Here is a 12,987-nt window from a genome sequence, read left to right on the forward strand (position 1 = left end):
CGCTAAGCGGCCGAATTTTTTGCCTTGAACGTAGCATTCATCGTTTGATATCTGACACAATATTGCCAATACCTTTCTTATCTTAGGGACATGCCATCATGAAAAATATCTTATCCATTCAATCCCACGTGGTATATGGCCATGCAGGGAATAGCGCTGCTGAATTTCCAATGCGCAGGATGGGTGTGAACGTATGGCCGCTAAATACAGTACAGTTTTCTAACCATACCCAGTACCGTCAATGGGAAGGGTGCGTAATGCCCGCCAGTCACTTAACGGATATTGTTCGTGGTATCAGTGAAATTAACCAATTGGTACGTTGTGACGTTGTTCTGAGTGGTTATATTGGTTCCCCGGAACAGGGAAAGAGCATTTTAAATGCGGTGGCATCTGTTAAAGCAGCAAATCCTAAAGCGCGATATTTCTGCGATCCTGTTATGGGGCATCCTGAGAAGGGCTGTATTGTTGCACCAGGCGTTTCAGAATTTTTTTGTCAGGAAGCATTACCACTGAGCGATATGATGGCTCCAAACCTGCTGGAATTGGAGATCTTAAGCGGTAAAACCATTACTTCGGTTGATGAAGTTGTCAGTGCTGCCCGTGAGTTGTGTAAACAAGGCCCTGAACTGATTTTAGTTAAGCACCTGAGTCGTGCTGGTTATCGTGCAGATGCCTTTGAAATGGCGCTGGTAACACCTGATGAAGCATGGCATATCAGCCGTCCTCTGGTGGATTTTGGTCCTCGTCAACCGGTGGGTGTTGGTGATATCACCAGTGGTTTGCTGCTGGTTAATTTATTACTGGAAAAAACGTTGCCAGATGCCTTAGAACACGTAACAGCTGCCGTTTATGAAGTGATGTTGGAGACCCAACGCAGAGGTGAATATGAACTGCAATTGGTGGCTGCACAGGACAAAATGGTTAACCCGGAACATCATTTTAAAGCGATCAAACTCTAAGATTATATCGACATGTATCGTAATGTTTACAAATAAAAAAACGGGCTAGATGGCCCGTTTTTTTATCTCAATCAAAAGACAAAATCAATGTAAGCCTTCAGCTTTAAGTGCAGCGGCTGTCGCTGGTCGTGCGGCAATTCGTTCCATATAGGCAGCCAGTGACTTTAATGCACTCAGATCCAGTTTTACCGCAGCAGCCCAACGGGTCACGGTAAACAGATAGGCATCCGCTACGCTAAATGAAGCGCCTAAAACATACTCTTGTTTTTCCAGCACGCTATCAACATAGGTAAATTGCTTGAGTAATTTCTCTTTAGCAATTTTCTTATATTCTTCTGGTGTCTGTGGATTGAACAACGGGCTAAAGCCTTTATGTAGTTCAGTTGAAACAAAGTTTAGCCATTCGATAGCATGGTAATATTCGGGAGTTCCTGCGCCTGGCATCAGGTGTTTACCGGGAACTTTATGTGCAATGTACTGAACAATAGCCACACCTTCAGTCAAAATACTGCCATCATTCAACTCCAAAGTTGGTACTTGTCCTTTGGGGTTAACGGCCAGAAAGTCTGCTCCATGCTCGGTTTTCTTGGTGGCTAAATCCACTTTTTCTACTGAGTAGTTCAGGCCGCTTTCATTCAGAATGATGTGAGGGGATAACGAACAGGCACCTGGCTTATAATATAATTTCATTAAAACTCTCCGTGCAGTTAAAGGTATCAGACTAACGGTATAAAACCGTAAGGTATCGTATTGTATCTTGCCTGAAAGATGTTTGATATATGTTGTTAAATGGTAACTAAATATCAGTAGAAAAACCGGTAAACTGTCAGTTTAACCTGTTAAGCAGCTGCCAGATTAGTCCTGATTGTTTTGCATCATTCGGTGTATTAGCGGTGCGGAGATAACCATCAATACTGCAATAATGGCAGTTACGATACCAATCGTCATAAACCATTCGCTGTACAACGCCAAAGAAATATAAGGAGAGTCACTGTTCAGAGGAGGAATAGTTTTTGATGCAATTTTACCTGCCGTTAATGCTGCGACAGCAAAGGTGAAAAACCACATGATGGTGATAAAGTTTTTTAATTCCGACGGTACCATACGATTAACCACAATAAGCCCTAATGCGGAAATCGACAGATGGCCAATGCTATGTAAGGCGTAACTTAATATTAACCAGTTAGCAGAGATAAATCCTGAACTGTCAGAAAAAGCAGCGCCCCAGGGTAAAACCAGAAATGAAGTGGAGCAAAGTACCATACCTATAGCTAACTTATGAGGTATGGGCAGATAACTACCCAATCGATTGTATAAAGCAGCGAGCATGGGGGCGGTAATAATAATCCAGATGGGATTCAGTGCCTGAAATTGTTCAGGTAGAAACGAAATATTGAAGACTAAATGGGAAACGTGATTAATGGCAAAAAAGTTAAGTGAAGTGGGGATTTGAAGATACAGAGTGAAAAAGACAAATACTATGAATAATAGAATAAAAATAACCCCCATTTTCCGGCGCATTTCGGATTTAAGGCGAGCTATATCTTTCCAATAAAATATGACGCAAGCGATGACTAAAATCGCTAAAACCCAGGGAGCTACTTTCTGATTACGCAACAGAGCTATGCCAAAAACAATAGCAACCGCAATAATAGTCGTTACCAGTAACCCGATCTTTAGGGAAACGGGTTGTTGGTCAGCCAGCGTTCCCTGTTTATCGAGATAATGTTTACCAAAAATTAAATGAATAATGACCAGGAACATACCAAATACACTCAACGAAAAGGCGATGTTCCAGTCATAATGATGAGCAATCCAGGGGGTCAAAAGTACTGCGGCAATAGAGCCCAGGCAGGCCAGAATATGATACAGCGTGAATCGGGTACGATTATAAATACCCGATAGCAAAGAGGCCGGATTAGTTTTAAATAGTCCATGGCCTATCGCAATAGTTGCCAGACCGGGGTAGAACAATTCATTTTGACGATTAGAGAATACCAGCAGGACATAGCCGGCCATCATGATTAATGAGCCTAAAAGCAGGGTGTGTTTAATTCCGATAACTTGTTCACCCAACCAGCGACCAACGGAAATAAAACCAAAAGCCAGAGCAACATAGATAGAAAATAGCCTGAAGGCATCTGCCAGTGTCATTTCAAGTTGCCAGACAAAATAAAGTGGAAGGATGCACTGTAAACCGTAATAACTAAAACGCTGCCATAACTCCAATATCGATACCAGATAGAAAGAGCGGGACTGGTTGAAAAGATCCTGAGTAGCTATAGACACCATCACCTCTGGCTTTTAGATCGTCTAACGAGCGGCGATATTGATTAATTATGGCATTAAGTTTAGTTAAAGCGGCAGAAAACCCAAGGAGTTACCGTCAGATTACGATCGCCTGCAAATAATATTATTCAGTCTTTTCTTTAAATTCGCACAGGTCTTCAATCAAGCAGGAACCACAACGAGGTTTACGGGCAATGCAAGTATAGCGACCATGCAGAATCAACCAGTGATGACAATCAACTTTAAATTCAGCCGGAACGACTTTAAGTAATTTTTCTTCCACCAGTTCAACGGTTTTACCTGGAGCAAAACGGGTGCGGTTACATACGCGAAAAATATGAGTATCAACAGCAATTGTTGGCCAACCAAAGGCGGTATTTAAAACCACATTAGCGGTTTTACGGCCTACACCAGGTAGTGCTTCAAGCGCCTCACGATTTTCTGGCACCTGACTGTTATGTTTTTCAATCAGAATACGACAGGTTTTAATGACATTCTCAGCCTTACTGTTAAACAAGCCAATGGTTTTGATGTACTCTTTAACACCATCAACGCCTAACGCCAGAATAGTTTCTGGCGTATTGGCGATAGGATAAAGCTTAGCCGTCGCCTTATTTACGCTAACATCCGTTGCCTGTGCTGAAAGTAATACAGAGATCAATAGCTCAAATGGGCTGGAGAACGCCAGTTCAGTGGTAGGCGTAGGGTTGTTATCACGCAGCCGGGTTAAGATTTCTATGCGTTTTGCCTGATTCAAACCGGGTATCCTTACTTAATTATTTAACGTTTTCATCTGACAGAGTGGAGATTTTTACCTCTGTAGATTTTTGTTTATAGGCTTTTACCTTCTCATCAATAACATATTTCAACGCCAGCAGAAACCCGAGGCCTAAAAACGCACCGGGCGGTAATATTGCCAGCAAGAAGGCGTTATCCAGATGTAGAACTTCAATACGTAGAACTTTAGCCCAGGAACCCAACAGAGAATCAGCTCCATCAAACAGGGTACCATTTCCCAGAATTTCTCTCATGCCACCCAAAATAAACAGCACAATAGTTGCACCAAAACCCATAGCAAAGCCATCCAGTGCGGATAACGATACCGGGTTTTGTGCTGCATAGGCTTCCGCACGGCCGATGACTATACAGTTGGTAGTAATCAGAGGGATGAAAATGCCTAATGATTGATATAAACCATATGCATAGGCGTTAATTAATAATTGAACGACGGTAACGACACAGGCAATGATCATAACGTAAATAGGAATACGGATCTCTTGTGGTACCCAGCGACGTAAAGCTGATACTGCTACGTTAGTACAAACCAGAACCAGCGTGGTAGCAAGACCAAGGCCAAGAGCATTAGTAGCAGTAGAAGAGACTGCCAGCAGAGGGCAAAGGCCTAATAGCTGAACCAGTGCAGAGTTGTTTTTCCACAAACCTTGATTAAGCAGCGTCTTTATTTCGCTCATTTACTCTGCCTCGCAGTGGGGGAATGATTCAAACTGTTGGTGATGATGCTGTATATAAAGCGCTGTCTGTTTTACGGCTTTTACTACTGCTCTTGGAGTAATAGTGGCACCGGTAAACTGATCAAACATACCGCCATCTTTACGTACCAGCCATTGTTTATCCTGCTCACCATCTACCTGTTTTCCGGCAAAATGGGTGATCCAGTCAGAGATACGTAATTCTATTTTATCACCAAGCCCCGGGGTTTCATGATGCTCAAGAGTACGAACGCCCAATACCTGGCCGTTAAAATCAGCAGCAACCATCAATTGAATGGCACCAGAATAACCATCAGGTGCAGTTGTTTCTATTACTGCAGCTACCGGAGTGTAGCCTTTACGGGCAATAAACAGTCTGTGAGATCGATCGGTACCTAAAGCCTTATCCGTGACAACGTAACACTCATCCTGCAATGTATTATCATAAAGAGCCGCTGGAATGACTTGATCAAATAGCGCTTTTTGCTGCTGAATCGCCTGTTTTTCGATAGTGGATTTAGTCAGTAGATAAACACCTGAAGTAATACCAGTTGCCAGTGCAGCATAAAGGGCCAACGTCAGGCCGTGTCGTCTCATGGTACTCAGCATTGGGGCTCCTTAGCGATGTCCATAAGCACGGGGTTGAGTATAGTGGTCGATCAACGGCACGGTAATGTTCGCCAGTAAAATGGCAAAAGCCACCGCATCAGGATAACCGCCGTAGCTACGAATCAGCCAAACCAGCACGCCAACTAACACACCGAAAATTAATCGGCCCTTTACTGTCGTAGAAGCAGTTACCGGATCGGTAATAATAAAGAAGGCACATAACATGCTGGCACCTGAAAGCAGATGAAACCAGGGTGCTGCATTATGTGAAGGATCCAGTAACCAGCCAATGGTGGAGACAATTGTTAATGTCAGTAGAAAACTAATAGGCAGATGCCATTGAATCACTTTCTTTCCAAGCAGGAACAGCCCACCAATGAGGAATCCGACATTCACCCATTGCCAACCAATACCACCCAAACTGTTATAAATCGGCTGGCTTAATACTTCAGTAATGCTGTGACCACTACGTAGTCCAGTTTTTAAGGTATCTAATGGCGTGGCCTGGCTGACACCATCGATGCCTGACATCAATTTGAAAACATCATCGCCTTGAGTGCTGTGCCCGCTAAAGATGATACTCAGCGTATCCATCAGGCCAATATGGGTTGCCTGAAGTGGAGCAGGAGGCAACCAACTGCTCATTTGAACCGGGAAGGAGATCAGTAGAATAACGTAACCCACCATCGCCGGATTGAATGGATTTTGCCCCAGACCACCATACAACTGCTTTGCGATGACAATGGCAGCAAAAGTACCGATCACAATAATCCACCATGGTGCGAGTGGAGGTATGCTGATCCCCAATAATATGGCGGTTAGCAGGGCGGAATTATCGCTTAACTGAGGACCAATGGGTTGATGTCGCAGCTTCAATACCGCCGCTTCAGCGCATAACGCAACAATTACAGCCAGTACAACTTGAATTAAATTACCGTAGCCAAAGAAATACCATTGTGCAGCAATTCCCGGTATACAGGCCAGCACTACCAACAGCATTAATCGCTGTGTTGATTGTTGACTGTGTGAAAATGGTGAGCTGGTTATACGAAATGACATCTATTCTTCACCTGTTGCGGTTAACTGAAGTGCAGCTTGTTGAGCTTTACGCGCTTTTACCCGTGCGATTGCCTCGGCAACGGCGGCTTTGCGTTCATCAACTTCTGCTACTGGCTGAGTTTCAATGGTTTGTTGCTGCTGTTCAGAAGATTCAGATTGTTGCTGCATTTCCTCACGTTGCTCTTTTCGTGCTTTAGCACGAGCAATAGCTTCAGCTACTGCGGCCTTACGATCGTCCACAGGTACTGTAACTTGTTGACTAACACTTGTTTCTTTTGGGTTTGCCGATGCGGCTACAGGCACTGAGTTAGCTTGCTGCTGTGCTTTACGCGCTTTAACGCGAGCGATAGCCTCAGCAACTGCATTTTTACGGTCATCTGTATCAGATGTCTCTGAAACGTTCTGTTCAACAGGTTTTATCTCAGCTTGCTGTTTTTGTTCTTTTTTAGCTTTAGCGCGAGCTATAGCGGCAGCCAGTGCAGCTTTACGTGAGTCTTGTTCAGTATCAACGTTATTGTTAACGGATACTTCAGATTGTTCAACGAGTTGACTGGCTTGTCGTTGGGCTTTTCTGGCCTGTCTGAGAGCAATAACTGCGCTGTTATCCGGCAGTAATTTTCCATCAACGGATTTAATCACTGGTATTGTTGAGCTATTACTATTTTCAACGGGGTTCTGTTGTTTTACTCGTTCTAATGCGGCTTGAATAATATGGTTATCTTTATCGTCTAAACGAGTCTCAGCCTGTTTATGACGCTGTTGACGCGCGAGCTTCTCTTTTTCAAGACGAGCCTGTCTGGCTTCAAAACGAATTTTGGCTGTGCGGGCCAGCTCAGCTAACTGGTCCTGTTCACGAATTTCTGCTTTTTCCTGACGATAGTATTGCACCAAAGGAATATTGCTGGGGCAAACGTAAGCACAGGCACCACATTCTATACAATCGAACAGATTATAATTACGAGCTTTTTCATGCTCCTTGCCGCGACTGAACCAGTAAAGTTGCTGAGGTAATAATCCCGCCGGGCAGGCATCGGCACACTGAGTGCAACGAATACAGGCCTGCTCTTGTTGTGGTGGTTCAATTTCATCGCTTGATGGTGCAATAATACAGTTGCTCATTTTGGTTACCGGTACTTGCATATCCGGTAACGCAAAGCCCATTAACGGGCCTCCCATAATCACCATCGGTTTGGTTTGAGGTTGATATTGGAGCTGTTGCAGAAGTTCAGACACCGGGGTACCTAACAGCACCCAGAAGTTTCCTTTATCCTGAAGCGCTTCTCCGGTTAGGGTAACAATACGTTCGATCAGCGGTTCACCATTAATCACTGCACGTTTGATGGCGTATACCGTACCTACGTTCTGCATTAATACGCCAATATCTGACGAACGCCCGCCATGTGGCACTTCAAGTCCGGTAAGGATCTTGGTTAACTGTTTAGCTCCGCCGGAAGGGTATTTAGTAGGAATAACGCGTAGGGAAATATCAGACGATCCGTTACGTTGTAACGCTTGTTTTAATTGTTGAATGGCTTCTGGCTTATTATCTTCAATACCAATCAGAATACTTTCAGGTTTCAGAATATGACGCAGAATCTCACAGCCGATAATTAACTCATCAGCATATTCCTGCATCAACCGATCGTCGGCAGTAATATAAGGTTCACATTCGGCACCGTTAATGATCAGGGTATTTACCCGGCTTAATGCACCATTGATTTTGCTGGCGGTAGGGAATACTGCACCACCTAAACCAGCAATACCGGAACGATGAATATGTTCGATTAACTGTTCCGACGTATAAGACAAGTAATCATCTAACGGTTGTAGCTCGGCCCATTGTTCAAGACCATCAGGTTTCAGGCGAATACAGCGTTCAGGAATAGCGGACGGATGGGTACTTGGATAATAATCGATATCTATAACTGTACCAGACGTGGAAGCATGCACCGGTAAAGCGCGGTTCTTACCCGTGGTTAGCTTTTGGCCTTTAAAGACATATTCGCCTTGTTTTACCAGCAGTTCTCCCTCAGGACCAAGATGCTGTTGCAGAGGGATCTGTAAGTAATCCGGTAGCGCAGGGCGTCTGATAGGGATAAGGCGTGTTTGATCTTTCATCTCAGGAGTATGAATGCCGCCGTCGAAATCCCAGACTTTGGTTTTTCTGAACTTAGCAAATAGATCAAACATGTGAATTAATCTCTAGCACTTTAACGGGTATGGCTTGCAGGTCCCATTTCCAGGTTGAGGTTGTCTGCTCCACCGGACGCATTTCAATGCAGTCTGTAGGACAAGGTGCAACACAGAGATCGCATCCGGTACAAAGATCGGTGATTACAGTATGCATAGCCCTGGTTGAACCAACAATGGCATCAACAGGACAAGCCTGAATACATTTGGTACAACCAATGCAGTTATTTTCATCAATAAATGCCACTTTGCGCACCGGATTGCTCTCCATGGTGGCCTGATCAAGCGGTTGAGGATCGATACCCAGCGTATCAGCCAGCTTTAGCATCACCGCTTCACCACCGGGGGCACATTTATTGATCATTTCGCCATTATTAGCCACGGCTTCGGCGTAAGGACGGCAGCCGGGATAGCCGCATTGACCACATTGGCTTTGGGGCAATAGTGCCTCAACCTTATCGACGATAGGATCGGCATCTACCTGAAAACGACGGGCAGCAAAACCCAAAATAGCACCACACACCAACGCCAGTAACGTTAGTGCAATAATGCTGGACCATAAAGAAAACATTAAAACCTTACCAACCCGGTGAAACCCATAAATGCCAGTGACATTAATCCGGCTGTAATTAACGCGATGGATGAACCTTTAAATGGAGCAGGCACATCAGCAGAGGCCAGACGTTCACGAATAGCGGCAAAAAGAACCATAACAAATGAAAAACCAACCGCAGCGCTAAAGCCGTACACGGTAGATTGCATAAAGTTGTGTGATTGATTAACGTTAAGTAACGCTACGCCCAGCACCGCACAGTTAGTGGTAATCAAGGGTAAGAATATTCCCAGCAGGCGATAAAGTACCGGGCTGGTTTTACGCACCACTAACTCTGTGAACTGAACCACAACGGCGATAACAAAAATAAACGCCAGGGTACGTAAGTAGGACAACCCTAACGGTTCTAAAATATAATTTTCAACCAGCCATGCACAGATGGAGGCAAGCGTTAGCACAAATGTTGTTGCTAATCCCATTCCGATGGCCGTTTCCAGCTTTTTCGATACCCCCATAAAAGGGCATAAGCCTAAAAACTTAACCAACACGAAGTTATTGACAAAAACAGTGCCAACAAAAAGTAGCAAATAATCGCTCATTAAACTGCCTAAAAGAGAAGAAGCCGCCATATTATCAATAATTGGCGGCTTAATCACAACACTGTAAGTGTAGGGGTATTGGTATTTACCTCTATAGAGGTAAACAAACGACGTTAACTCAGGCCAATAATTTCCCCGGATTGATCGATATCAATATTACGATAGGCGGGTAGCGTACCTAAACCCGGCATAGTCATAATATTTCCTGCATAAGCGCGGATAAATCCAGCCCCGGCAGAAACCCGGAAAGAAGAAATCGTGACAGTAAAATCTTTTGGCACATTCTTTAATGCCGGATCGGCACTAATTGATAGCGGCGTTTTTGCTATGCATAAAGGAAGATGACCAAATCCGGCTTTCTCCAGTTGTGCTAACTGGTCAGAGGCTTGAGCGGTCAGGACTGCCTGTTTTGCGCCGTAAGTATTAACCAGAGTCTGTACTTTTTCCAATAAACTGGCGTTATCAGGATAGAGTAAGGTGACTCCCTGTTGTTTTTCACATACGTCGGCAACCAGCTCAGCCAGTTTTGCCGTTCCGGCACCGCCTGCAGCAAAGGCATCACTGATCTCTACGCCTTCAGCACCACAGGATAGGGCGTATTTGCGTAGGTATTCCAGCTCTTCACCTGAGTCAGTTGGGAATCGGTTAATGGCGATCACTACCGGTAAACCATAGCGTTTGGCGTTGGCAATATGCCAGCCTAAGTTTTCACAGCCCTGCGCTAATAGTTCAACATTACTTTCCGCAATTTCCGCTGGCAGTGGTTGGCCCGGTTTAATATTAAATTTACCACTATTGGCTTTCAGGCTACGTAATGTTGCCACTAAGACCACACAAGATGGCTGGATGCCTGACTGGCGATACTTAATATTGAAGAATTTCTCCATTCCCATATCAGAACCAAAACCGGCTTCGGTTACAACATAGTCTGCTTGCTGTAAACCAATACGGTCAGCAATAACCGAGGAGTTACCGTGGGCAATATTAGCGAAAGGCCCGGCATGAATCAGTACCGGAGTATTTTCGCTGGTTTGCATCAACGTTGGTTGGATGGCATCTTTCATCAATACCGTCATGGCACCGGCCACTTCCAGACGTTCTGCAGTAATAGGTTTGCCGTGAATATCAAGAGCCAGAATTATGCGGCCAATACGTTGACGCATATCTTTTAGATCTTCTGACAGAGCAAGGATCGCCATCAGTTCAGAAGCGGCAGTAATATCATAACCATCAGCGCGTTCAACGCCGTTAACTCCTCCGCCAACACCAACAGTGATATGACGTAAAGCACGGTCGTTGTGGTCAACTACGCGCTTCCAGAGAATATGGTTCATATCAATATTTAATGCAGGCAGGTCGGTTTGTTCAGTGAATCGATCGCCTAAACGATGTTCATGATACAAACGAGCATCTAATGCTGCCGCTGCCAGATTATGCGCAGCAGTTATTGCATGAATATCGCCAGTAAGATGAAGGTTTAACTTCTCCATCGGCAGCACTTGAGCCTTTCCTCCACCTGCAGCACCGCCTTTCACGCCAAATACCGGACCAAGACTTGGCTGGCGAATACAGGCGATACAAGGTTTACCGATAAAATTAAAACCCTGACTTAAACCAATAGTCGTCACGGTTTTACCTTCACCCAGTGGCGTAGGCGTGATGCTGGAAACTAAAACCAGTTTACCTTTAGAAGCCTGAGGATTGATTAATGACAGCTCGACCTTGGCCATACTGGAGCCATAAGGGATAAGATATTCTGAAGTGATGCCATAACGTTGTGCAATTTCTTGAATTGGCTTAAGTGATGGTGAAGATGCCATTCTCTACATGATCCTATGTATTAAAATCAAGATACCCAGCGGGCGGGAGTAAGCGAAGGCCAAATTATGTCATAAATCAAAGCAAAAATGGGTAAGAATAATCACTTTATTTGTCTTTTAGTTTTTGATGAATCTACTGACTATGCGGCAAGGGTATCGTTTGCGTAATGGCAAAATTTGCATTTTTGTCAAAACGGAATAGATTACGAGATTCAATTAGTAAGGTATGTAGCTAAAGGTTGTTTTCCATGTCGTGGTTGAAGTTTTTAAAAGTAGATACTTTTCTGGTTATGTTGATTGGCGTGATGATTTTAGCGACGCTATTTCCCTGCGAAGGGGACGCCAGAGTTTTTTTTGGTTATCTGACTAAAGCGGCGATTGCGTTACTGTTTTTTATGCATGGGGCAAAGCTGTCCCGGCAGAACATTCTTAATGGTATTCGACATTGGCGTTTGCATTTGATTGTTTTTGCCAGCACTTTTGTATTATTTCCATTACTGGGCCTTAGCCTGTCAGTATTTGTGCCCGATTTAATGTCAACGGGCATCTATCTGGGCTTTCTTTATCTTTGCGCCTTGCCCGCCACAGTTCAATCTGCAATTGCCTATACCTCTATTGCAGGTGGTAATGTGGCGGCTGCGGTTTGTAGCGCTTCTGCATCAAGTATGTTGGGTGTATTTATTTCGCCGATCCTGGTTGGGCTTTTGATGCATACTCAAGAGGGGAGCCAGGATACCTTACAGGCGATCCTTAATATTGTAATACAATTAATGTTGCCTTTTATTATTGGTCACCTTTCTCGTCCTTTTATTGTTAACTGGATTGAAAGATATAAAAAATTGATTAATACCACCGATCGCAGTTCTATTTTATTAGTGGTTTATACCGCCTTTAGCGATGCTGTTATTGGGGGAATATGGCACCAGGTTAATCAATGGTCTTTGTTAATTATTATTATTTTTTCAATATTACTATTGGCAATTGTATTAATTATTAATACCTGTCTGGCTCGGTGGTTGGGGTTTAGTATTCAGGATGAAATAACCATTATTTTTTGTGGCTCTAAGAAGAGCCTGGCCAACGGTATACCTATGGCTAATGTGCTTTTCCCGGCTGCATCTGTTGGGATGATGGTATTGCCATTGATGATCTTTCACCAAATCCAACTCATGGTATGTACATTTTTAGCACAACGCTATGCAAAGAAAATCGCTATAATAGAGGAATGGAACAATAAATAACTGCAACAATCTTTAATTATTGAAAATGTTATTTTATGTAAATAATTGTCTTGATAAGAACTTGCTTATCAAGCCGTTGTCATACAATATGCACAGCGTTGTCTCAAATACACGTTAATTTGCTATCTCTTCTAGCGTATTAATATCTACTTGAACAAAGGCTAATTTTTGTCCGTTA

General features: G+C 43.8%; 12 protein-coding genes. 2 read left to right on the forward strand and 10 right to left on the reverse strand.

What is annotated here, in order from left to right:
• Nucleotides 1-98: 98 nt before the first annotated feature.
• Nucleotides 99-959 (forward strand): pyridoxal kinase PdxY, encoded by an 861-nt coding sequence (gene pdxY / locus GOL65_RS02115; protein ID WP_140918575.1) that lies wholly within the window; start codon nt 99-101, stop codon nt 957-959.
• An 84-nt stretch (nt 960-1,043) separates the two neighbouring features.
• Here pdxY and gstA read toward each other — a convergent pair whose 3' ends face one another.
• The 10 genes from gstA to GOL65_RS02165 all read right to left on the reverse strand — a co-directional run bounded on the left by gstA (nt 1,044) and on the right by GOL65_RS02165 (nt 11,568).
• Complete coding sequence (gstA, locus tag GOL65_RS02120) at nt 1,044-1,649, reverse strand: glutathione transferase GstA (RefSeq protein ID WP_140918576.1); 606 nt, start codon at nt 1,647-1,649, stop codon at nt 1,044-1,046.
• A 165-nt stretch (nt 1,650-1,814) separates the two neighbouring features.
• A complete protein-coding gene (locus tag GOL65_RS02125) occupies nt 1,815-3,248 on the reverse strand; it encodes an oligopeptide:H+ symporter (RefSeq protein WP_179038130.1) in 1,434 nt (477 codons plus the stop codon).
• 124 nt (nt 3,249-3,372) lie between these two features.
• Nucleotides 3,373-4,005, reverse strand: a complete 633-nt coding sequence (gene nth, locus GOL65_RS02130; protein WP_140918578.1) for an endonuclease III — start codon at nt 4,003-4,005, stop codon at nt 3,373-3,375.
• 19 nt (nt 4,006-4,024) lie between these two features.
• Nucleotides 4,025-4,720: an electron transport complex subunit E gene (locus GOL65_RS02135; protein WP_140918579.1), complete on the reverse strand. Its 696-nt coding sequence runs from the start codon at nt 4,718-4,720 to the stop codon at nt 4,025-4,027.
• Entirely contained in the window at nt 4,721-5,347 is a 627-nt protein-coding gene (rsxG, locus tag GOL65_RS02140; protein WP_140918580.1) for an electron transport complex subunit RsxG, read from the reverse strand.
• A 9-nt stretch (nt 5,348-5,356) separates the two neighbouring features.
• A complete protein-coding gene (gene rsxD / locus GOL65_RS02145) occupies nt 5,357-6,406 on the reverse strand; it encodes an electron transport complex subunit RsxD (protein WP_140918581.1) in 1,050 nt (349 codons plus the stop codon).
• A complete protein-coding gene (rsxC, locus tag GOL65_RS02150) occupies nt 6,407-8,596 on the reverse strand; it encodes an electron transport complex subunit RsxC (protein WP_179038131.1) in 2,190 nt (729 codons plus the stop codon).
• The gene (gene rsxB, locus GOL65_RS02155; protein WP_140918583.1) at nt 8,589-9,167 is read right to left on the reverse strand and encodes an electron transport complex subunit RsxB; all 579 of its coding nucleotides are present in this window, start codon (nt 9,165-9,167) and stop codon (nt 8,589-8,591) included. Before rsxB ends, rsxC begins: the two co-directional genes overlap by 8 nt.
• Nucleotides 9,167-9,748 (reverse strand): electron transport complex subunit RsxA, encoded by a 582-nt coding sequence (gene rsxA, locus GOL65_RS02160; RefSeq protein WP_130591367.1) that lies wholly within the window; start codon nt 9,746-9,748, stop codon nt 9,167-9,169. Before rsxA ends, rsxB begins: the two co-directional genes overlap by 1 nt.
• Nucleotides 9,749-9,861: 113 nt before the next feature.
• On the reverse strand, nt 9,862-11,568 hold the full coding sequence (locus tag GOL65_RS02165; protein ID WP_140918584.1) for a formate--tetrahydrofolate ligase: 1,707 nt from the start codon (nt 11,566-11,568) through the stop codon (nt 9,862-9,864).
• Between the two features lie 248 nt (nt 11,569-11,816).
• Between GOL65_RS02165 and GOL65_RS02170 the strand changes: the two genes are divergently transcribed.
• Nucleotides 11,817-12,809, forward strand: a complete 993-nt coding sequence (locus GOL65_RS02170; RefSeq protein WP_140918585.1) for a bile acid:sodium symporter family protein — start codon at nt 11,817-11,819, stop codon at nt 12,807-12,809.
• Nucleotides 12,810-12,987 lie beyond the last annotated feature (178 nt).

It is taken from the genome of Limnobaculum xujianqingii (genome assembly GCF_013394855.1).
Classification (GTDB): domain Bacteria; phylum Pseudomonadota; class Gammaproteobacteria; order Enterobacterales; family Enterobacteriaceae; genus Limnobaculum; species Limnobaculum xujianqingii.